We start from the raw sequence: 21,167 nt of genomic DNA, 5'->3' as shown, positions 1-21,167 counted from the left end.
CCAGGCCGCTATACGGGACATTCCATTACTCTTCTCCGAGAACGTTGCTCAGATAGCTGCAGACATCGCCAACGGTCTTGGCCTGTTCTGCTTCATCATCGGAAATCTCGATGTCGAACTCTTCTTCCAGAGCCATGACGATTTCCACGATATCCAGGGAGTCAGCACCCAGATCCTCAAAGCTGGATTCCAGGGTCACTTCGTCGCTATCCACGCTGAGTTTATCCACGATAATGGCTTTTACCTTATCAAAAATCATTTCGCATTCACCTCCATCAACTGTATGATAGTAGAAATCATGCCGTTATGCAACAGGAAAATTGCCGGCTTCCATCTTTTCCTTGAACTTTTCCAGGTACCCGCTTTCGTGGAAACGCTTCCCCTGCCGGATGGCATTCATGAACGCCCGGGCATCAGAAGTGCCGTGGGCTTTCACCACGATGCCGTCCACGCCCAGAAGGCAGGCCCCGCCTTCTTCTTTATAGTCATGGTTCTTCATGAAGGCCTTGAGGCTGGGTTTCACCAGGAGTCCGCCCAGTTTTCCCCGGGTGGTGCTCATCATGGCCTCCTTGATCATGGCCATGAGATTTTTCACGACCCCTTCATACATCTTCAGGATCACATTGCCGGTGAAGCCGTCGCAGACCAGGATTTCCACATCCCCGTCGGACACTTCCCGGGGCTCCACGTTGCCGATGAAGCGGATGCCGCTTTCTTCCTTCAGCAGCTGATAGGCCGCCTTGGTGAGTTCATTGCCCTTTTCTTCTTCCGCGCCGATATTGACGAGACCCACCTGGGGACTTTCCACCCCTTGGATGGCCTGGAAATATACCGTGCCCATCTTGGCAAACTCCACCAGGTTCTGGGGCTTCACTTCCGCATTGGCTCCCAGATCGATGATCATGAAGTGGCCGTTCTTCCCCGGCATGAGGGCGGCCAAAGCTGCCCGGTCCACCCCCTTCACCCGTCCGATGACCAGGAGACCGCCCGCCAGGAGGGCGCCGGTGGAGCCCGCAGAGACCACTGCCTGGGCTTTTCCTTCCTTCACCAGGTCCATGGCGCGGCGCAGAGACGAGTCCTTCTTCCGGCGAATGGCCATGACCGGGGATTCATTGAGGGAGATCACTTCCCGGGCATCCAGAATGTCAATCTTGCTCTTGTCATAGGTATACTTTTCCAGTTCTGCCCGGATAATCTCCTCCGGACCGGTGATGGTTACCTCCACGCCATAGGCCTTCACGGCCTCCACAGCGCCTTTAACGGTTTCCACCGGGGCGAAATCTCCCCCCATGCCATCTAATGCGATTCTCATATCAAACCCTCCTGTCAGGGATCCAGAAGCCCTGGTCCCCTCCTTTGCTTTCTGTCCTTTTTTCTGCCGGCTTCAAAGACCGGCAAAGGAATCTTGGAATCATTATCCCACAAAAGCCCCGGCACCGCCACGAATCCATGAAAAAATGGCAAAAAAAAGGAAAGTCCTAAGACTTTCCTACTCCACCTCTGTGGCTACGACTTCCTTACCGTTGTAGAATCCGCAATGCTTGCAGACTCTGTGTGCAAGCTTCATTTCGTGGCACTGTGGACACTCCGTGATTCCAGGTGCACCGACCTTGAATGTGGATGCTCTTCTTCTGTCTCTTCTGCCTTTAGAAAATTTTCTGGCTGGATTTCCCATTATTACACCTCCTTAAAACATGTCTTTGAGGGCTGAGAATCTGGGGTCCAACTCCTCATGGGCACATTCGCACGTTCCATGATTGAGATTGAAGCCACAGTCCTGACAAAGACCTTTGCATTCCTCTTTGCAGAGGACCTTTAAAGGTAATGCTGAATAGATGTTATTCAGGACAACATCTCGTAAATCGAGAACATCCCCTTCCTCCAGGGTAATGATATTCTCGTCTTCTTGTTCATCTTTTGAAACCTTCTCGTCGATCTCCAGTTCAAAATCTTCCTCGAAAATATCGAGGCATCTTGAACAGGTATACCGCATCCGGGTTTTCACGGACAGCTTAACATCCGCAATCCCCTGGCTTACCGTTACCTGGCCTCGGACCGCAATAGGTTCTACAATTTCAATGGTCTCATTGTTGTAAACAAGATTCGCCTTGTGGTAGGCAAAATCGATATCCTTGCTTATAGATTTTCCGATTGAATCCTGCAGTGAAATTTCCATGTTGGATCTCCTGTCATCGGTGCTTCGCCGATGGTGCGTGTCGGGATTCCTCCCAGCAAACACAATTAATTATATAAAGTCAAATTTCAAAAGTCAAGCCTTTTGCCTGGCTTCTGACAGCAAACTTTCGCCATTCGGCCTATTCAGTATACTCTTCTTCCCTGCGCATGTAAAGAGCACCATCTCGGGATCGGTCCAGAAACCCATACTCGATGAGATATCGACGCAGCAGCACATGATCTTCAAAAATCCGCTGAAGGATCCGATTCACTTCAGCCTCGCTGTATGCTGTTCCCGGCACAAAATTTTCCGCGATTTTGCCAAGGACAATAATTTTTTTCTTTTCCCGGGCAGGAAAAGACTTCAGTGCTCCTTCTGGGGTCATATGGGCCAACAGCGTTTTTTTCGATTCCTCCTCGGTAAAGGCATAACGGTCATCCACCATGGTGGCGCCGCGGTGGAGAGGTGCTGGGGAGGGCTCCTCCCAGTGAAGAGCATCCATGAGTTCCAAGAAACGTCTGGCTTGCCGTTCTTTCTCTTTCAGCCGGAATCGGTGATTGCGCACTGTGCTGGGGGAAATCCTCATCCTTGCAGCAATCTCCTCATCCCGGAGCCCCTCATGTAGAAGGGGAATAAACAGCTCCTGGACCTCCGTAAGGCCGGTGTAGCTTCGGGGATGCTTTAGCATCTCTTTCACGGGATCATGCTCCATGGCGTGGCGCTTGGCGCGGCCTTTCGCCGTGAGCAGCTGATCTCCCCAGGGATAGATCTGATCCTTTTCAAAGCTCGTTCCACAGTACCGGCAGACCCATCGTTCCTCTTCCTCGAGGATTTTCTTCTTCCAGTTTGCATTATTCTCCATGTCCACTCCCTCCTTCTGTGCAGGAAACTTCCTTCCCAACAAAATCTTTTATAAACAAAATAGCACAATATCTCATTATAATCAAACATTATTCTATTTTGTTTGATGATATTTTTCATCACAAAAGAAAAGGACCCGAAGGTCCTTTTTCAAGATTCATTTAGATCAGCGCCAGGGTATCCCGGGCAATCATGAGTTCTTCATTGGTGGGAACAACCATGATCTTGACTTTGGAATCATCGGTGGAGATGATTCTCTCCTTGCCGCGGACATTGTTCTTCTCCTTGTCCAGATTGATTCCGAAGAATTCCAGGTCAGTGGCGATCTCTGCACGAGTCTCTACGCCATTTTCGCCCAGTCCAGCGGTGAAGATCAGGGCATCAATGCCGTTCATGGCTGCCACAAAGTAGCCGATGTACTTCTTCACTCTGTAGTGGAAGACATCCAGCGCCAGCTTTGCTCTTGGATTTCCAGCCTCAGCGGCATCTTCGATGTCACGGAAGTCGGAGGATACGCCGGACAGACCGAGCACACCGGACTTCTTGTTGAGGATGTTGTTCACTTCCTCATAGCTGTAGCCCTTCACATCCATGAGGTAAGGGATGATGGCCGGATCGATGTCACCGCTGCGGGTTCCCATGAGGAGTCCTTCCAGAGGGGTGAAGCCCATGGAGGTGTCCACAGAGATTCCTCCGTTTACAGCAGCCACGGAAGCACCGTTACCCAGATGGCAGGTGACGAGCTTCAGGTCCTTCACATCCTTGCCCAGCATTTCTGCTGCACGGTAGGCCACATACTTATGGCTGGTGCCGTGGAAACCGAACTTACGGATATGGTTTTCCTTGTAGAGCTCATAGGGAAGGCCATAAAGGAATGCTTTTTCAGGCATGGTCTGATGGAACGCGGTGTCGAATACAGCCACCATCTTGGTGCTGGGCATCAGTTCCTTGCAGGCGTTGATGCCAATAATGTTGGGAGGATTGTGCAGCGGTGCCAGCACAGCAAAGTCATTAAGATCCTTCATGACTTCCTCGTCGATCACCACGGAGGATGCATACTTCTCTCCGCCGTGAACTACGCGGTGTCCCACTGCGCCGATCTCATCAGCAGAAGCGATGACGCCCTGAACCTTGTCCAGCAGGGTATCGATCACATGGGCGATGGCATCTTTGTGGTCCTTCATGGGAACGGTGAGGACAAACTTGTCTCTTCCTTCCACCTTCTGCGTCAGCTTGGAGCCTTCAATGCCGATTCTTTCCACCAGGCCCTGGGCCAGGGATTCTTCGTTGCTCATGTCGATGAGCTGATATTTCAGTGAGGAACTTCCGCAATTAATAACTAGAATTTTCATGAATCTAAATCCATCCTTTATTTCTTATTTTACTGATTCTGAGCCTGCACTGCGGTGATGGCGACAACATTGACGATGTCCTCCACACTGCATCCGCGGGAAAGGTCATTGATGGGCTTGGCAAATCCCTGGCAGATGGGTCCGATGGCTTCGGCGCCAGCCAGTCTCTGCACAAGCTTATAGCCGATGTTTCCAGCCTGGAGATCGGGGAAGACCAGAACGTTGGCTTTACCCGCTACAGCGGAAGTGGGCGCCTTCTGCTTTCCAACGGACTCCACGATGGCGGCATCCAGCTGGAGCTCCCCGTCGATGGCCAGGTCAGGGCGAAGTTCCTTGGCGATCTTTGTGGCTTCCACCACTTTGTCCACCAGTTCATGCTTGGCGCTTCCCATGGAAGAGAAGGACAGCATGGCCACCTTGGGATCGATTTTCAAGAGGTTCTTGGCGGATTCTGCCGTGGCAATGGCAATGGCTGCCAGCTCATCCTTGTTGGGGTTGGGGTTAACGGCACAGTCTGCGAAGAGCATCTGTCCTTCGGCACCATACTTGTCATCCTTCAGCAGCATGATGAAGAAAGAGGATACCACGCTGATTCCGGGAGCGGTCTTGATGATCTGCAGACCGGGACGCAGAAGATCGCCTGTGGTGTGTACTGCACCAGAAACCATTCCCTGGGCGTCATCGAGCTTCACCATCATGGTTCCGAAATACATGGGATCCTGAATGACTTTTTCTGCGGTTTCCAGGGTCATCCCCTTGCTTTTGCGCAGCTCATAGAGCGCTTCCGCATAGGTCTTGGTCTTTTCTGAGGTGGCTGGATCTTCAATGGTGATCCCGCTGAGGTTTACCCCCAGTGCCTTTGCCTTTTCCTCGATTTCTGTCCGGCTGCCGACGAGAACTACGGATGCCAGTTTTTCCTCCGTAATGATCTGGGCGGCTTTGAGGTTTCTCTCCTCATTTCCCTCGGGGAGAACTATTGACTTTACGTCACTTTTTGCCAGTTCCTTCATTTTGGATACAAAATCCATCATAAATCTCCTTTCCACAACAACATACAAGTTTTTTTACAACATACCTTCTAATATAATACAACTTACCTGTTGCCCTTTTCAAGTCAAAGGACGTAAAATGAAATAGAAATACAGTATAAATAACCATATTCTGAAGGAGAACGCTCCATGAAAACTGCGGCCATCATTTCCGAATATAATCCTTTCCATAAAGGACACGAGTATCAGATCCGGAAAACCCGGGAAGAAACGGGCGCCACCCATATTCTCGCCCTCATGTCCGGAAACTTTGTCCAGCGGGGCAATCCTGCCCTGGTGGACAAATACCGCCGGGCGGAGATGGCCCTTTTGGGCGGAGCGGATCTGGTCCTGGAACTCCCCGTCCCCTTTGCCCTTTCCTCGGCGGAGTTTTTTGCCGAAGGAGCGGTGAGAATTCTCGATGCTCTTCACGGGGTGGATCTCCTCTCCTTCGGATCGGAAGCAGGAGACCTGGCACCCCTACAGAAGATCGCCCACATCCTCTCGGCAGAACCTCCCGTCTATCAGGCCCACCTCCAGGAAGCCCTGGCCAAGGGACTCTCCTATCCCGTAGCCCGCAGTGAAGCCCTCCTCGCCTATGACGCTTCCCTGGATCCCGCCATGGCCAAAAGCCCCAACAACATCCTGGGCATTGAATACCTGAAAGCCCTCATCCGCCTGGGTTCCCCCATCACCCCCTATACCCTCCGGCGCCAAGGAAAAGACTACCACGACCAGACGCTCCAGGAGGAGCAGTTTGCCTCCGCCACAGCCCTGCGCAAAGGGATCCTGGAGGATGCTTCCTGGCATGGATTCATCCCCTCTGCGGTGGCAGCCACCCTGGAAGACCTGAAAACTGCGGGGTATCCCTTTGTCACGGAAGAGGACTTCAGGCCCCTGCTCCTCTACCGTCTTCTCCTGGAAGGCCATGACCTGGCCCGGCTGCCCGACGCCCAGGAAGGGCTGGACCAGCGGATCCTGTCTAAGCTTTCCCACCTGCGGGAGGAAACCCTGGCGGAGTTTCTCCAGGAGGTTAAAACCAAGCGGTATACCCATACTAGAATCTCCCGGATACTCTTTCAGTTTCTCCTGGGGCTGGACCAGGCGGACCTGGTCCGGCTTCGCCGAACCACCCCGCCGTCGGTGAAGATTCTCGCCTGCAATGAACGGGGACGGGAAATCCTCGCCTCGGTGCGAAAGACCCGGACCCTGGACCTTAGGCATAATTTCAGCCGAACCCTGGATGAGTTCCAGAAGGCCGACCAGCGGGCATCGCAAATCTATGCCCTAGTTAACGCCCACTACGATCCCGCCTGGGACTACCAAGGGTTCCCCAAGCCCTAGGCTGAACCTTCCTCCAGAAGCCTTCCCCCGAAGTTTCCCCGGAAGTTTTGGCAAAAACTCCCATGGGCATCTTGAACCTTGCTGCGATTCGCGTTATAATAGCAATGTTCCGTTTTCGGGATGTAGCGCAGCTTGGTAGCGCGTATCGTTCGGGACGATAAAGTCGCAGGTTCAAATCCTGTCATCCCGACCATAAGGAACATGGAGAGGCCTGATGAAGATCAGGCCTCTTTTTACTTATCCTCACTCTTCTATTGAAAAGGAGACCCTCATGGAACCGATCATTCGCAAAGGCACCCTCAAGGATCTGGATGCCCTGGAAAATCTCTATGATGCCCTGAACGACGCCTTGGAACAGGGAGTGAACCACCCCGGATGGAAAAAAGGAATCTACCCGGCCCGCGACACCGCCCTCCAGGGGATTCTCACCCAGACCCTTTTTGTCGCCTGCCTAGAAGATGAGATTCTCGGCACCCTCATTCTCAGCCATGATCCCGAACCTGCCTATGGAGAAGGACTCTGGGACAACGCACAGGATTATGAAAAGATCTTCGTGATCCACACCTTCGCCGTCCACCCCAAGGCCCAACAGCAGGGGATCGGCCGCGCCCTGCTGCGCTTTGCCGTGGAAGAGGGAAAACGCCGCCAGATGAGGAGCCTTCGCCTGGACGTCTGGGAAAAGAATCTCCCCGCCATGGCCCTTTACGAGTCCGAAGGATTTCTGCCCTGCGGCCTGGTGGATCTGGGTCTGCCCTATCCCCACCTGAAGTGGTTCCGGCTCTATGAACGGATCCTCACCGATTAAAGTTCTCTGAAGATCCGCCATTTCCAAAACATTTACGCTATAATTAGCCTATGCAAAATCATGGACAGAAGGAGGAAGCGGGCTTAGGCCCGCCACAACGAAATGAACTATCAGGAAGCACAGGACCAGCTGCACTGCACCGAAGAAGAACTGCAGGTGCTGAAACGAAAAAAGCAGGACATGCAGGGCATGATGGACAGCGCAAAACGCCAGAAGGAGGCATTCCTCCTGGCCATGGAACAGGAAAAGCGCGATGTGGATATGCTCCAGGAGTTCTCCCTGGCGCGGATCGTCCGCAAGCTCCGGGGAAATTCCGAAGAGGCCTATACCAAGGAATACCAGGAATACGTGGAAGCCAAGATGAAGTATGATGACTATACGGTTTCCCTCAGCCTCCTCATCCAGGAAAACCAGCGGCTCACCGAGCAGCTAAGTGCTCTGGAGGCCGAGAAAGCACGCCTCACCCACCTGATCCTCACGGATTACCCCGAGGGTCAGGCACTGAAGGAAGAGCTCACCCGAAAGCGCAGCCAGCTCCACAGCCTCCGCAAGGAGCTCGTGGAAGCCGTGAACGCCGTGGAACACGTCATGACTTTAGCTGAAAAAGCCGAAGAAAGCTTCGGCAAAGCCCGAGGATGGTCCACCTATGACACCTTCTTCGGCGGCGGACTCCTCACCGATGTCATGAAATACTCCCGCATCGACGAAGCCAATGAGATCGTTTCCGCCATCAGCGCTTCCCAAAGCCTCATGATGAAGGAGCTCCAGGATGTGGATATGGCCTTGGGCCAAAAACTCGAAGTCATCTCCGGCACGGAGAAGTTTTTCGATATTGCCTTCGACAATATCTTCTCCGACTGGAGCATCCGGGGAAAAATTGACGCCAATCTGGACCGCATCGATGAGTTCATCGCGGCCCTCCAGGGAATTCTCCTGAAACTCAACGCCAAGCTTGAGGACGTGGAAGAAGAACTGGCAGCATCCTAACCGAAACGATCAAAAGCCCGTTTTCCAAATCGTGGAGAACGGGCTTTTTCCTATGAAAAAACCTCCTTGTCGGAGGTTTTTCAGCGCAGCCTTTACAGTACTGCCTATTTCATTTCTCGAAGTTCTTTAATGTTTTCCTTAATGGTCAGACTGGTGGAGGTGAAGGTCTTGTTGTACTCCTGGACAAAACCTTCAAAGAGGTTCTTGTAGCTGAGCATCATTTCCTGATTCTTCTTTCGGATCTCCGTTTCCAGATCCGAAAGGAGGGAATCCGCATAATCCCGAGCGGACAGCCGCACAAGCTTGGCCTCAGTCTGGGCTTTGCTGAGAATTTCCTGGGCTTTGGCTTCCGCCTCTTTCACCAGATCATGATTATTGACCTTTTCCTGCATCATCCGATCCACTTCAGCCTTGGTCCGTTCATACTCCGTCCGGGCTTCGGTCAGAATACGGTCCTTTTCTGCCAGGACCCACTGGGCGGTGCGAAGATCTTCCGGGATGGACTGAATGATCTCGTCCAGAATGGTATTCACTTCTTCCCGATCCACTAGAATTTTCTTGGAGAAGGGCATCTTGGAGCCATCCTCCACAATTTCCTGAAGAACCTCCACCAGCCCCGTGATTTCGATTCTCCGGGATGTCACCTCATAGTTATCTTTCATTCCACTTTCCCTCCATCGATTCCGACTTTCTCATAGATTTCACCTAATATCTCTTCAGGGACAAAGCCCCTAATGCTGCCCTTGAAATGCAGAATTTCCCGCACGGAGGAAGAACTGATGTAGGAATATTCCGTGCTGGCCATCATGAGCACCGTCTCCACGCCCTCCTGGGAGAGCTTCCGGTTCATGTGGGCCATCTGAAGCTCATAGTCAAAGTCGATGCCGATCCGGAGTCCTTTGACGATGATCTGGGAATCCACACTCTTCATGAAATCCACGAGAAGCCCTTCAAAACTCATTACTTCAATATTACCATACTTTCCCACGAGTTTCTTAATCATCTTCACTCTTTCTTCAATGGTGAAGAGTCCCTTCTTCTCCACATTTCGAAGAACCGCCACGATGACTTTGTCAAAAAGCTTCGCGGAACGGACGATGATATCCAAATGCCCCAGGGTCAGGGGATCAAAACTGCCAGGATAGACTGCAACTTTCATCTTACTCCTCCACTTTCATCTGGTAGAAGGCCAATACGGTTTTTCCGTATTTTCGCTGATCCACCAGCTCATAGATGCCATGGGGCAGATAGACGGGTTCCTCGCTGTCATACTTCGTGACAATCACCCCTTGGGGAGTAAGGAGATCCCGGCTTTCGATGAGCTTGATGGCTTCGTCCACCATATGATTCAAATAAGGCGGATCTACAAATATTATATCGAACTTTTCCGCGCCCACACCTAAACTTTTTATGAATTCGTAGGAATCCCGGGCATAGGTCCGGGAACCCCCGGAAAACCCTAAGGTTTCGATGTTTTGACGGAGAATCCCGTAGGTCTCCTGGAAACGCTCCAGGAAAACCACTTCCCGGGCTCCCCGGCTGGCGCTTTCCAGCCCAAGACTGCCGGTTCCGGCGAACATATCCAGCACCTTCGCCCCATAGACTTTATGGCCGATGATGTTGAACATATTTTCCTTCACCCGGTCCAGGGTGGGACGGGTGGCGTGGAGATCCCCCTTCACGGTAATTCTTCCCTCGTTCTTCGGTGAAAGTATCTTTCTGCCCTTGGCAGTCCCTGCAATAATTCTCATGATTTCTCCTAATCCAAACTGATGTATTTTAAGCTGCGCTGAATCCGGTCAAGGATCTGGGCCCTCAGCCGCTGATCCTCCGGGGAGTTCCCCCCATAGACCGTTCGCGCATGACGGTGAGCCTTCTGGAAAAGCGCATAGTCCCGGGTAAGATCGGAAAGCACAAGACCCGAGTTTCCGCTCTGCTGAACCCCGAAGAGCTCCCCCGTCCCCCGCTGCTTCAGATCCTCTTCGGCGATGAAGAACCCGTCGTGGCTCTTCACCATGATCTCCAGCCGTTCCCGGGTGGTCTGGCTGCGAATCTGGGCCAGCATGATGCAGTAGGACTGATAGGCCCCTCGCCCCACGCGGCCACGGAGCTGATGGAGCTGGGCCAGCCCAAAGCGCTCGGCATTCTCAATGACCATGACGCTGGCATTGGGTACATTCACCCCCACCTCGATGACCGTGGTGGCGATGAGGACCTGGAGCTCTCCCAGGGAAAACTCCCCCATGACCCGGTCCTTTTCCTTTGAGGTCATTTTACCATGGAGAACCCCCAGGCGTATACCCTTCAGCTCCCCTTTTGAGAGCTCTTCATAGAGACCCATGACCGAATTCAGTTCTCCCTCCTCATCCAGATCGATGAGTGGCGTCACCACATAGGCCTGGCGACCCTTGGCCACCTCATCCCGGACCTTCCGGTAGCATTTTTCCCGTTCCCGGGCATCCAGGAGTTCGGTCTCGATAATCTTTCGGTCCCTCGGCATTTCATCGATGACCGAAAGATCCAGATCCGCATACAGGGTCAGTGCCATGGTGCGGGGAATGGGCGTGGCGCTCATGACGAGCACCTCCGCCTCCTGGCTCTTGTTTCGCAGTCTTGCCCGCTGATTCACCCCAAAGCGATGCTGCTCATCGGTGACGATCATCCCCAGATGGGAAAACTCCACATCTTCCTCAATGAGGGCATGGGTGCCCACCACAATCATGGGCTTTCCCTCCCTTAGAGCCTGGAGGATCCGTTCCCGGTCCTTCTTTTTCGTGGATCCGGTGAGTTCCTCGATCTCGACGCCAAAGGGACTGAGTAGTCTCACCGCTTCCTTGTAGTGCTGCTTGGCCAGAATTTCCGTGGGCGCCATGAACGCCCCCTGACAGCCATTCTCCACCACATTGAAAAGGGTGATGAGGGCGACAATGGTTTTCCCCGAACCCACGTCCCCCTGGAGTAGCCGGTTCATGGGGGCGGACTTCTTCTGATCCTGGAGGATTTCCCGAATGACCCGGTTCTGGGCAGGAGTAAGTTGGAAAGGAATGGCTTCCTTCAGCTGGGCCAGCCGGGGACTCATGCGGAAGACCTGCCCTGCGGTGCTGGCATCGCGCAGGGAACGGGCCAGGAGGATTTTCATGGAATAGGCAAACATTTCCTGGAACCGCATGCGGGTCAAGGCCTGACGGAGCTTCTCCTCATCGGCGGGGAAATGAAGATTGCGAACGGCTTCGTCCAGGGGCACCAACCCCTCCTCCTGGAGGATGGAGGACGGCAGATTCTCATTGAAGATCACCCGCTCCAGCACCTGGGTGAGCAGTCTTCTCAGGAGATGGTTCGTCACGCCCTTACTTAGGGGATATACCGGAATGATCTCCACATCTTCCCGAAGAAGCGCCGGATTCACCGTCTCCAGATTTTTCCCTTTTCGGAGGAACTTCCCCGTGATGCGATAATTCTCCCCCACCTGGAAGGCGTTGCCGATATAGGGCATATTGAAATACATGGCCTTCAGGGGGCCATACTCCGTATCGAAGGTCAGGGTGGTCAGGGTTCGTCCCCCACCGGTGCGGATGGGTCTAGTTTTTTTCAGCAGCGTTGCGGAAAGCTTCAGTTTATCCTGACCATTGAAATAAGACTCTTCGGCATCCCGAAACGTGTCATAGGCCCGGGGAAAATAGAGCAAAAGGTCCAGCAGGGTAAAAATTCCCAGGCTTTCCAGTAAAAGTCCGGTCTTCTCCCCCACACCCTTGAGGACCCGGATGGAATCATTGATCTCCATAAAACTCCTCCTAAAAAAAGAAGGCCGAAGCCTTCTTTGGTTTACTCCACCGCAATGATGAAGTAGTAAAGCGGCTGTTTACCGCTGACACTCATGACATCAAGGTCGGGATACTTTTCTTCCAGTTTCTCCAGGAAGCGCTGATACTCCTCTTCCTGAACATCTTCCCCGTAGAAGAGGGTGATGGAGGAACTGTCCTCATCCACCATGGCGGCGATGAGATCTTCCGTGAGCCCGTAGAGATCGGTGCGGGCTTCTTTGATCTTGCTCTCCAGAAGTCCCAGGTAATCCCCCTGCTTGATTTCCTTCCCGTCGATTTCCGTATCCCGCACCGCATAGGTGACGGAACCGGATTTCACGGTTTCCAGGCTGGCCATGAGGGCATCATAGTTGGTTTCCATATCCGCTTCCAGATTGAAGGCGGTCAGTGCAGCCACACCCTGGGGTATGGTCTTGGTAGGAATGACATAAACATCCTTGCTGGAAATGTCCTTGGCCTGGTTGGCCGCCATGATGATGTTTTTATTGTTGGGCAGAATGATGATGTGCTCGGCATTGGTTTCCTCAATGGCCTTCACAATGTCCTGGGTGGAAGGATTCATGGTCTGTCCTCCGGAGATGACGTGCTTAACGCCCAGGTCCATGAAGACATCCTTGATCCCGTCGCCCATGGAGACGGAGATGAAGGCATACTTCTCCTTCACTTCCGGCATCACCGGCTTTTCCACGGCCACGGGATGTTCCTCCGTGATCTGGAGGTTGCGGTGCTGCTCCCGCATATTTTCGATCTTGATCTTGGTCAGCTCGCCGCGCTTTCCGGCTTCTGCCAGGACCAGTCCCGGATTATCCGTATGAATGTGTACTTTGATGATATCGTCGTAGCCCACATAGACGATGGAATCGCCCATGGTTTCCAGGTAAGCCTTGAACTCGCCCTGATCCGGCTCAGACAAAATGATGAACTCGGTGCAGTAGCCGAAGGTGATTTCCGTATGGGTATCCCGGGCCGCCACATATTCCTCGAAGGAGGCTTCCGCTTTCTTTTCCGCCAGCTTCAGTCCGCTTTCCAGAGCTTCAAACATTCCCTTCAGAATGATGAGAAGACCCATGCCGCCGGAATCCACCACATTGGCCGCCTTCAGCTGGGGAAGAAGATCGGGCGTTCTTTCCAGGGTCTCGCCGGCGATTTCCACCACTTTCCCCATGAACTCGGTGACGTTGTCCGTATGAACTTCTATCCCCTTCTCGCCCACTTCCCGGATGACGGTGAGGATGGTCCCTTCGGTGGGACGCATCACGGCACGGTAAGCCGACTTGGAGCCTTCCAGAAGACAGAGGGCGAACTCATAGGCGTTGACCTCTTCTTTCCCTTCCAGGCCCTTGGCTATGCCGCGGAAGATCTGGGAAAGAATAACCCCGGAGTTCCCGCGGGCACCCATGAGTGCTCCCTTGGCCATGACTTTGGATACCTCTCCGATGGATGTGGTGGTCATGCCCTCAATCTCCTGCACTGCAGCCTTGAAGGTCATGGACATATTTGTTCCCGTATCGCCATCCGGCACGGGAAACACATTGAGAGAATCCACATAGGCCTTTTCATTTTCCAGCCTGATGTTGGCATTGGACACCATGCTTAAAAAGTGCTGTCCATTGATTTTATTGTAGTTCATTGATCTTTCCTCCTGCACTATGGACAACCTTGCTACTGTCCATGCCAATCTATCCTTCATGAGGGTAAACTTGAAGAAAACCCTGGATAAGGGTTTCCCAAAAATCGATACTATTCCTAATTATACTCAGGCTCAGCAGCGCAACGCAAATTTATCCTCGGGGTCTTCATGATTATTTAAGATCTGTCCCGTTATCTTAGAACCGGACACCCTCAATATTCACCACCACACTGTTGACCTTGAGGCCCAGATGGTTTTCCACATTGTAGCGGACCTTCTGAATAATATTGCTGGCGATGACGGAAATCTTGGTGCCATACTCCACCACCACAAAGAGTTCGATGGACAGCTCATTATTCTTGGCATTGATGCGAACGCCCTTATTGAGGTGTTCCACCCGGATGAGTTCCCACAGGCCATCCTTGGTATTCTTTGCCGCCATGCCCACAACCCCATAACATTCCATGGTGGACAGACCCACGAGATTGGCTATGACCTCTTCTGTATAGGATATATACCCCAGTTCGTTGGTTAATCCGATCATGACAATTCCTCCTCTTATCCTTGCAGCTTTAAAAGCGACGGTTATTCCGCGTCCATTCTCCCTCGGCCTGACAGGATATTTCCGCCCTTTCGGGTTTCTTATCTCTATTATAATATTATATTTTTGATTATACTTCAACAGAAAGAAGTTCGAGAAAGAAGTTCGGGACAAAATTATGTTGCATTCTCCCCAAACCTTATGATAGAATATTATTTGTTCTAAACAATCAATATTCATAAAGCTTTTGAGAAGATCAGTCTCTCAGGAGGAGGTGTATTTTAATGGCAAGAAGATGCGATATTTGTAACAAGGGTGTGGTTGCTGGAAACCAGTATTCTCATTCCAACAGACAGTCCAAGAGAACCTGGGCACCGAACCTGAAAAGAGTACGTGCTGTTGTTAACGGAACTCCCCAGAGAGTTAACGTCTGCACAAGATGCTTACGTTCCGGTAAGGTTGAAAGAGCAGTATAGCAGGAAAACATTGTAGCCAGTCCTTCGGGGCTGGCTATTTTACTTTGTGCTGAACCCCCGCAGGAATCCTCCTGCGGGGGTTTTCTTCAGTCCCGGGTCAGGAGCACCAGCAGAGTTCCTGCGGAGAAGGACACTTCCATCTCTTCCCCAGTGATGACATTGGACACGGTGCGGGGATCCCCCAGCCGCAGCGTGTAGTCCTCCAAAGGGTACTGCGTCCCCCGGAGTCCAAAGTTCTCCACAGGGCCGCCATAGGCCTGGAAAGAGACATAGTCGCCAAAGTCCTTGCAAATTTTCCCCGACTTTCCCAGGATAAAAATCTTATTGTGGTCATCCTGCAGATAGGCCCGGATCCCGGCCTTTTCCGCCCGATCCAGGAGGGAGAGATTCCCCAGAAAATGGTCTAGCCTTGTACCCGTGCAGCCCAAAAGATAAATCTCCTGGGGATGCCAGGTTAGGGCTTCCTGGTACGCCGCCTCGGTGTCGGTGAAGTCTTTTTCTGCAGCAAATCGAAGGATCCTGCACTTACCTTCGAAAAATGAGAGGGTCTCGGGGGAAATGGAATCAAAATCCCCCAGAAGAAGATCCGGGGTTACCCCTTCCTGCAGAAAAAACTCTGCCCCTTTATCCGCTCCGATGAGGATATCCCCGGGACGGTAAAGTCCCCAGAAGAGCCCTTTACTGGGCGCTTCTCCCCCCGAAACGATGAGGACGCGCATCACAGAGCCGCCGCACGCAGAGCAGCCAGGTTCTCTGCAATGGCTCCATTCTGATACACGGCAGAACCGGCCACCACCACATCCACACCGGCCTCCACAGCAGACTTGATGGTCTTCACCGTCATCCCGCCGTCAATCTCAATGAGAAGGTCCGGATTCACCTCGCTGGCCATTTGCCGCAGTTCCCGCACCTTATCCAGGGTATAGGGAATAAAGCTCTGTCCGCCAAAGCCCGGGTTCACGGACATGATCAGCACCAGATCCAGGAGAGGCAGCACGTGTTTCAGCACCGAGACCGGGGTGGCCGGATTCAAGGTGATGCCCGCTTTTACGCCCCGGGACTTGATCTTGGCAATGGCCCGGTCAATATGGGTTTCCGCTTCATAGTGGAAGTTGATGAGGTCCGCCCCGGCATCGATGAAATCATCGAAGTAGGCGCTGGGGTTTACGATCATCAGGTGTACATCAAAGAGCCGATCCGTATAGGGGCGGATGGCTTTCATCACCGGCAGACCAAAACTGATATTGGGAACAAAGGATCCGTCCATGACATCGATGTGGATCCAGTCCGCCCCCGCCTCGACGGTGCGCGTAATCTCCTCGCCCAGGCGGGCAAAATCTGCAGAAAGTATGGATGGGGCTATTTTTACCATTTTCGTTTCTTCTCCTCTAACAGTTCATGATAGGTTTTGACATAAAATTCATACCGCATGGGGGAAATGGATTTTCCCACTTCCGACTTGATCCGGCAGTCTGGCTCTTTGTCGTGATTACAGCCCAGGAAACGGCATTCCCCGGCATAGGGGGCAAATTCCGGAAATAGATTTTTCAGTTCCAAAGGATCCAGCGAAAAATCCATGTTGGAGAACCCTGGGGTATCCACCAGCAGAGCGCCATGGACCTCGATGAGCTCACTGTGCCGTGTGGTATGCTTGCCGCGGTTGAGCTTAACGGAGATGGCGCCGGTCTCCATCTGTTCCACGCCGGAGAGCTTGTTGAGCAGGGTGGATTTTCCCGCCCCCGAAGGACCGCAGAGCACGGTGATCTCCCCGGACAGCTGCTCCAAAAGAGGCTCGAGGCCTTTCTTCTCTTTGGCTTCAATGAAGTAAATTCGGTAGCTGGTGCCCACGAACTCCTCCACGAGAGCTTCCCTTTCTTCTTCCGTCGCCAGGTCCGTCTTGTTGAAGACCAGGACCGGCGTTATCCCGCTCGCTTCCAGAGACAGGACAAATTTATGCAAAAGATCGTGATTGATGTCCGGGTTGTGCATGGCAAAAACCACATAGGCCTGGCTCACATTGGCCACAAAGGGCCGGACCAGCTCCGTTTTTCGCTGGTGGATCTTGTCCACGGTATTGCCCTCCGGGGTAGCCACCACCGTGACATAATCCCCTACCATGGGCGTTTCCTTGTTTTTTCGGAAAATCCCCCGGGCTTTGCACTCCAGCACGCCGGCATCGGTTCGAACATAATAGAACCCGCCAATTCCCTTGATAATAATTCCTTCCATTGCATCCGTCCTTTTTTTGATGATTCTTCTTCCATTATAGACGATTTTTCCTTTCCTGCCGAAAAATCTTGCGAGACATCAGAACAGCCGGAACCGATGAAGGTTCCGGCTGAAGGCTCAGTTTTACGGATTGGCAGGTGTCTGAGGTCCGATCTGTTCCGGTTCACCCAGGATCTCCACGGTGGAGCCATAGGGCACCAGGGTTCCGGAGGAAGGTGAAACTTCCACCACGATGTCGCTGCTTTCGGTGCCGGCGATATAGACCCCCTTCAGGTTGGCCGCATTGATGAGGGCCATGACCTCGCTGGCTTTCTTTCCCACCAGATTGAAGGGAATCTGCACAGTCTTGTACTCATACACGGTGATGATGACACTGGAGCCCTGCTTGATTTCCGTTCCTTCGGGAATGTTCTGGGCAGAAACTCGGCCGTTCAAGGCTTCATCCCCCGTGGGAACCTTGTTGATCACCGGATCCAGCACCAGGTTTCTGGATTCCAGAAGCGCCTGAGCTTCCCGCTCAGTTTTTCCGATCAGTCCGGGCACGGCAGACAGGGTCACTTCCGGGCCTTTGGAAATCACGATGCTGATGGGACTTCCCTTGGGCATGGAGGTGTTCACCATGGGATCCTGACGGATGACTTCCCCTGCGGGGATGGTATCGTTGTATTCATCGGAAACGCCGCCCAGGATGAAGCCATTGTTCATCAGGGTAATTTCCGCTGCTTCCTTGGTGGATCCGGTGACATCCGGGACCAGAAGCTTCTCCAGGCCGCCGCTTAAAACGACGCCCACGGAGGCGCCCTTCTTCACTTTGGTGTTGGCTTCCGGAACGGTGCGCAGCACTTCGCCTTCGGGCTTATCGGAAGTTTCCGTGGAGGTGACTTCCAGCTCCAGTCCCAGGGCCTTCAGCTCGGCTTCCGCCTGCTCCTGGGTTTTGCCCACGAGATTGGGAACCGCCACTTCGTCTTCAGCCACAATGGGGGGATTGTTGTTGTTCATGCCCTTGAATACGGCATTGCCGATGAGGGCACCCACCACCACCACCAGGATCATGGCCAGCCCGATGATCAGGCCTCGCTTCTTGCTGCTGGATGGTCTTTCGTCGTCATAAATGTCATTCTTCATCTTCTTACTCTCCGGTACTACGGCCCCCATAATTTGGGTGCTGCCGTTATTTGGGTTCACTTCCCCCACCAGCCGTTCGCCGGCCATGAGGGTTCTCAGGTCCATCATCATATCTTCGATGCGCTGATAGCGGTCGATGGGGTTCTTGGCGGTGGCACGGAGGATGATGCGCTCCAGACCGTCGCTGAGCTGAGGATTTTTCAGTTTGGGCGAAGGCAGGGGTTCCTGCATATGCATCAGGGCAATGGTGATGGGACTTTCCGCATCAAAGGGTACGGTGCCCGTGGCCATTTCGTACATGACAATACCCAGGGAATAGATGTCCGAGCGGCGATCCGTCATATTTCCCCGGGCCTGCTCTGGGGAAAAATAATGCGCCGAGCCGATGATCTTCCCGGAATTGGTGATGGTGGCCGAATCCGAATGCTTGGCAATGCCAAAATCCGTGACCTTCACCAGATTATCCCGGGTGATGATGATATTATGGGGCTTGATGTCCCGGTGGATGATGTTGCTGTTATGGGCAGACTCCAGAGCCCGGGAAATCTGGTAGGAGTAGTTGAGTATTTCCTCATTGGGGAGCATTCCCTTGCTGCGGATAATCTCTTTCAAGGTCTGACCCTTGACATACTCCATGACGATGTAGTGGATATTCCCTTCGCTTCCCACATTATAGATGTTGACGATGTTGGGATGGGAAAGGAACGCCACCGCATTGGCTTCCTGCTTGAATCGCTCCAGAATCTCCGGATTCTGGGCAAACTCCTCTTTCAGAATCTTCACCGCATCATAGCGGTTGAGATTGAGATCCAGAGCCTTGTACACCGTGGACATCCCGCCTTGGGCGATCTTTTCGGTGATTTCGTATCGCTTTCCTAATATTCTTCCTATCATTTAAGTGCTTCTCCTCCAAAAATTACTAACGTGATATTGTCTTTTCCGCCACGTTCCTTGGCCAAATTCGCCAGGGCAATCATGGAGTCTTTCTGATCTTGATGATGGGTAATGGCGTCCAGGATCTCTTCGTCGGCGAGATAGTCCGTGAGGCCGTCGGTGCAGAGGATGTAGATATCCTCCTCCTGGGTATCAAGGACCCAGGTGTCCGCCGTAACTTCCCCGTTGGTTCCCACAGCCCGGGTGATGATATTTTTATTGGGATGGTGCTTGGCGTCTTCCGGAGCGAGTTTCCCCTGATCCACCAGTTCCTGGACCAGACTGTGGTCCCGGGTGATTTTCAGGATCCCGCCGTCCCGGATCTGGTAGAGGGAACTGTCCCCCACATGGGCCACATAGAGCTTACCCCCATACGAGAGCGCTGCCGTGACCGTGGTCCCCATGCCGCTTAAGGTTCGTTCGCCCATGGCCTGGGTATGGATTAGCCGATTCGCCTCATAAAGGGCACCCACCAAGACTTCCAGGGGATGTTCCCCATGAAAGTCCTTGGCCGTGGAAGACAGGACCGTGTCCTTGGCCAGAGCACTGGCCACTTCCCCGGCATTATGCCCGCCCATTCCGTCACAGATGACAAAAAGGTTGAACCGCGGATCCTCAAGAATGCCGTAGGTATCCTCGTTGAGTTTTCTGATATTCCCGATATCCGATATCCGTTCGATCATCACAATCTCCTTGCCTAGATTTTCTCCAGATAACTTCGTCTGAGCTGTCCGCACGCCGCATCGATGTCCGAACCCATTTCTCGCCGTACCGTGGCCTCCACGCCATGATCCAGAAGAATCTTCTGGAATCGGGTGATGGACTCGTCCGATGACGGCAGATAAAGCATTTCTTTGATGGTATTCACCGGGATGAGATTCACATGGGTTTTCAGCGACCGTAAAAGGTCCGCCAGCGCATGGGCATCCGCCTCCGTGTCATTGGAGCCGCGGACCAGAGCGTACTCAAAGGTCACTCGCCGGCCCGTTGCATTCATGTAATATTTTACACTATTTAGGATTTCATGGATACTATATTTATTCGCTATAGGCATAATCTTCTTCCGGCTTTCGTCGGTGACGGCATGGAGGGAAATGGCCAAGGTGATCTGGAGCTTCTTGTCCGCCAGCTCGTAGATCTTGTCCACCAGTCCGCAGGTGGATACGGTGATGTTCCGGTGGGAAAGGTTCAGCCCTTCCTTGGCATTGACCAGGGCGAGAAACTTCATCACTTCCTCAAAGTTGTCCAAAGGTTCGCCGGAGCCCATGCACACCACATGGGAGATTCGTTCCCCCACCAGCTGGCCGGCAGCCAGCACCTGACCCAGGATCTCCCCGGCGGTGAGGTTGCGCACCATGCCGCCCTTGGTGGAGGCACAGAAGCTGCAGCCCATTTTGCACCCGATCTGGCAGGAGACACACACGGAATAGCCGTAGTGGTACTTCATGATGACGGTTTCGATGATGTTGCCGTCCTCCAGACCTAGGAGCATCTTCACCGTGCCGTCTTTCGACATGCGCTTCTCCACGATCCTGGGCAGGGCGATGGTGAAGTTCTCCTGAAGCTTCATTCGGGCGCTGGCATTCAGCGTCTTCATGGCTTCCACCTCGTAGCATCCTTTATAAATATAGTCATATACCTGCTTTGCCCGGAAAGCGGGTTCCCCCTGCCGGACGAACCAGGCTTTCAGCTCTTCCAGGGACAGATCAAATAGATTCTGCATGAATTCCTTCCTTTATTCAGACCCCTTACCCGGTGTCCGTTTTTCATAACCTCAATTTTAACATATAATCCGTTAAATTTCTTTAAACTTTTATGATGTTTGCCGTTCAAGGGTTTTCCCCTTTTTCGCAAAGAAA

The 21,167-nt window shown here is 52.8% G+C and carries 23 protein-coding genes and 1 tRNA gene; 5 read left to right on the top strand and 19 right to left on the bottom strand.

Annotated features, from left to right (window positions below; genetic code table 11):
* Positions 1 to 25: 25 nt before the first annotated feature.
* The 7 genes from acpP to pta form a co-directional block, all read right to left on the bottom strand.
* Positions 26 to 259 (bottom strand): acyl carrier protein, encoded by a 234-nt coding sequence (acpP, locus tag KCG48_RS03840; RefSeq protein WP_211799987.1) that lies wholly within the window; start codon positions 257 to 259, stop codon positions 26 to 28.
* A gap of 45 nt (positions 260 to 304) precedes the next feature.
* Complete coding sequence (gene plsX, locus KCG48_RS03835) at positions 305 to 1,312, bottom strand: phosphate acyltransferase PlsX (RefSeq protein WP_211799986.1); 1,008 nt, start codon at positions 1,310 to 1,312, stop codon at positions 305 to 307.
* Between the two features lie 177 nt (positions 1,313 to 1,489).
* Entirely contained in the window at positions 1,490 to 1,675 is a 186-nt protein-coding gene (gene rpmF / locus KCG48_RS03830) for a 50S ribosomal protein L32 (RefSeq protein ID WP_211799985.1), read from the bottom strand.
* A gap of 12 nt (positions 1,676 to 1,687) precedes the next feature.
* Positions 1,688 to 2,176: a YceD family protein gene (locus KCG48_RS03825; RefSeq protein WP_211799984.1), complete on the bottom strand. Its 489-nt coding sequence runs from the start codon at positions 2,174 to 2,176 to the stop codon at positions 1,688 to 1,690.
* A gap of 139 nt (positions 2,177 to 2,315) precedes the next feature.
* Complete coding sequence (locus KCG48_RS03820; RefSeq protein ID WP_211799983.1) at positions 2,316 to 3,038, bottom strand: DUF2087 domain-containing protein; 723 nt, start codon at positions 3,036 to 3,038, stop codon at positions 2,316 to 2,318.
* A gap of 160 nt (positions 3,039 to 3,198) precedes the next feature.
* Positions 3,199 to 4,389, bottom strand: a complete 1,191-nt coding sequence (locus KCG48_RS03815; RefSeq protein ID WP_211799982.1) for an acetate/propionate family kinase — start codon at positions 4,387 to 4,389, stop codon at positions 3,199 to 3,201.
* A gap of 29 nt (positions 4,390 to 4,418) precedes the next feature.
* Entirely contained in the window at positions 4,419 to 5,417 is a 999-nt protein-coding gene (gene pta / locus KCG48_RS03810; RefSeq protein WP_211799981.1) for a phosphate acetyltransferase, read from the bottom strand.
* 150 nt (positions 5,418 to 5,567) lie between these two features.
* Here pta and KCG48_RS03805 point away from each other — a divergent pair, with 150 nt between their 5' ends.
* The 4 genes from KCG48_RS03805 to KCG48_RS03790 all read left to right on the top strand — a co-directional run bounded on the left by KCG48_RS03805 (position 5,568) and on the right by KCG48_RS03790 (position 8,553).
* Entirely contained in the window at positions 5,568 to 6,761 is a 1,194-nt protein-coding gene (locus KCG48_RS03805; RefSeq protein ID WP_211799980.1) for a nucleotidyltransferase, read from the top strand.
* A 116-nt stretch (positions 6,762 to 6,877) separates the two neighbouring features.
* A tRNA-Pro gene (locus KCG48_RS03800) sits at positions 6,878 to 6,954 on the top strand.
* 78 nt (positions 6,955 to 7,032) lie between these two features.
* Positions 7,033 to 7,566: a GNAT family N-acetyltransferase gene (locus tag KCG48_RS03795; protein WP_211799979.1), complete on the top strand. Its 534-nt coding sequence runs from the start codon at positions 7,033 to 7,035 to the stop codon at positions 7,564 to 7,566.
* A gap of 102 nt (positions 7,567 to 7,668) precedes the next feature.
* Complete coding sequence (locus KCG48_RS03790; RefSeq protein ID WP_211799978.1) at positions 7,669 to 8,553, top strand: hypothetical protein; 885 nt, start codon at positions 7,669 to 7,671, stop codon at positions 8,551 to 8,553.
* 104 nt (positions 8,554 to 8,657) lie between these two features.
* On the opposite strand, the gene KCG48_RS03785 is transcribed toward KCG48_RS03790, so the two are convergent.
* The 6 genes from KCG48_RS03785 to KCG48_RS03760 form a co-directional block, all read right to left on the bottom strand.
* Positions 8,658 to 9,215 (bottom strand): ATPase, encoded by a 558-nt coding sequence (locus KCG48_RS03785; protein WP_211799977.1) that lies wholly within the window; start codon positions 9,213 to 9,215, stop codon positions 8,658 to 8,660.
* Positions 9,212 to 9,712: a pantetheine-phosphate adenylyltransferase gene (gene coaD, locus KCG48_RS03780; protein ID WP_211799976.1), complete on the bottom strand. Its 501-nt coding sequence runs from the start codon at positions 9,710 to 9,712 to the stop codon at positions 9,212 to 9,214. The genes KCG48_RS03785 and coaD overlap by 4 nt, the downstream gene beginning before the upstream one ends.
* A gap of 1 nt (position 9,713) precedes the next feature.
* Positions 9,714 to 10,304 (bottom strand): 16S rRNA (guanine(966)-N(2))-methyltransferase RsmD, encoded by a 591-nt coding sequence (gene rsmD / locus KCG48_RS03775; RefSeq protein WP_211799975.1) that lies wholly within the window; start codon positions 10,302 to 10,304, stop codon positions 9,714 to 9,716.
* An 8-nt stretch (positions 10,305 to 10,312) separates the two neighbouring features.
* Complete coding sequence (recG, locus tag KCG48_RS03770) at positions 10,313 to 12,334, bottom strand: ATP-dependent DNA helicase RecG (protein WP_211799974.1); 2,022 nt, start codon at positions 12,332 to 12,334, stop codon at positions 10,313 to 10,315.
* Positions 12,335 to 12,375: 41 nt separating this feature from the next.
* Complete coding sequence (locus KCG48_RS03765) at positions 12,376 to 14,004, bottom strand: DAK2 domain-containing protein (protein WP_211799973.1); 1,629 nt, start codon at positions 14,002 to 14,004, stop codon at positions 12,376 to 12,378.
* Between the two features lie 196 nt (positions 14,005 to 14,200).
* Positions 14,201 to 14,548 carry an Asp23/Gls24 family envelope stress response protein gene (locus KCG48_RS03760; protein ID WP_211799972.1) on the bottom strand — a complete coding sequence of 116 codons (348 nt, stop codon included), beginning with the start codon at positions 14,546 to 14,548 and terminating at the stop codon, positions 14,201 to 14,203.
* A 281-nt stretch (positions 14,549 to 14,829) separates the two neighbouring features.
* Here KCG48_RS03760 and rpmB point away from each other — a divergent pair, with 281 nt between their 5' ends.
* Positions 14,830 to 15,021: a 50S ribosomal protein L28 gene (rpmB, locus tag KCG48_RS03755; RefSeq protein WP_211799971.1), complete on the top strand. Its 192-nt coding sequence runs from the start codon at positions 14,830 to 14,832 to the stop codon at positions 15,019 to 15,021.
* Between the two features lie 86 nt (positions 15,022 to 15,107).
* On the opposite strand, the gene KCG48_RS03750 is transcribed toward rpmB, so the two are convergent.
* The 6 genes from KCG48_RS03750 to rlmN all read right to left on the bottom strand — a co-directional run bounded on the left by KCG48_RS03750 (position 15,108) and on the right by rlmN (position 21,031).
* Positions 15,108 to 15,740 (bottom strand): thiamine diphosphokinase, encoded by a 633-nt coding sequence (locus tag KCG48_RS03750; protein ID WP_211799970.1) that lies wholly within the window; start codon positions 15,738 to 15,740, stop codon positions 15,108 to 15,110.
* Entirely contained in the window at positions 15,740 to 16,393 is a 654-nt protein-coding gene (gene rpe, locus KCG48_RS03745; protein ID WP_211799969.1) for a ribulose-phosphate 3-epimerase, read from the bottom strand. Before rpe ends, KCG48_RS03750 begins: the two co-directional genes overlap by 1 nt.
* Entirely contained in the window at positions 16,387 to 17,250 is an 864-nt protein-coding gene (rsgA, locus tag KCG48_RS03740) for a ribosome small subunit-dependent GTPase A (protein WP_211799968.1), read from the bottom strand. The genes rpe and rsgA overlap by 7 nt, the downstream gene beginning before the upstream one ends.
* A gap of 123 nt (positions 17,251 to 17,373) precedes the next feature.
* Positions 17,374 to 19,269: a Stk1 family PASTA domain-containing Ser/Thr kinase gene (pknB, locus tag KCG48_RS03735; protein ID WP_211799967.1), complete on the bottom strand. Its 1,896-nt coding sequence runs from the start codon at positions 19,267 to 19,269 to the stop codon at positions 17,374 to 17,376.
* Complete coding sequence (locus KCG48_RS03730) at positions 19,266 to 19,991, bottom strand: Stp1/IreP family PP2C-type Ser/Thr phosphatase (RefSeq protein WP_211799966.1); 726 nt, start codon at positions 19,989 to 19,991, stop codon at positions 19,266 to 19,268. Before KCG48_RS03730 ends, pknB begins: the two co-directional genes overlap by 4 nt.
* A 14-nt stretch (positions 19,992 to 20,005) precedes the next feature.
* Positions 20,006 to 21,031, bottom strand: coding sequence for a 23S rRNA (adenine(2503)-C(2))-methyltransferase RlmN (gene rlmN / locus KCG48_RS03725; protein WP_211799965.1), 1,026 nt, complete (start codon positions 21,029 to 21,031; stop codon positions 20,006 to 20,008).
* Positions 21,032 to 21,167 lie beyond the last annotated feature (136 nt).

Origin of the sequence: Proteiniclasticum sediminis, assembly GCF_018128025.1 — a bacterium.
GTDB lineage: Bacteria > Bacillota > Clostridia > Clostridiales > Clostridiaceae > Proteiniclasticum > Proteiniclasticum sediminis.
The sequence above is the reverse complement of the archived record's forward strand: the minus strand, read 5'-3'. Positions and strand labels throughout refer to the sequence as shown.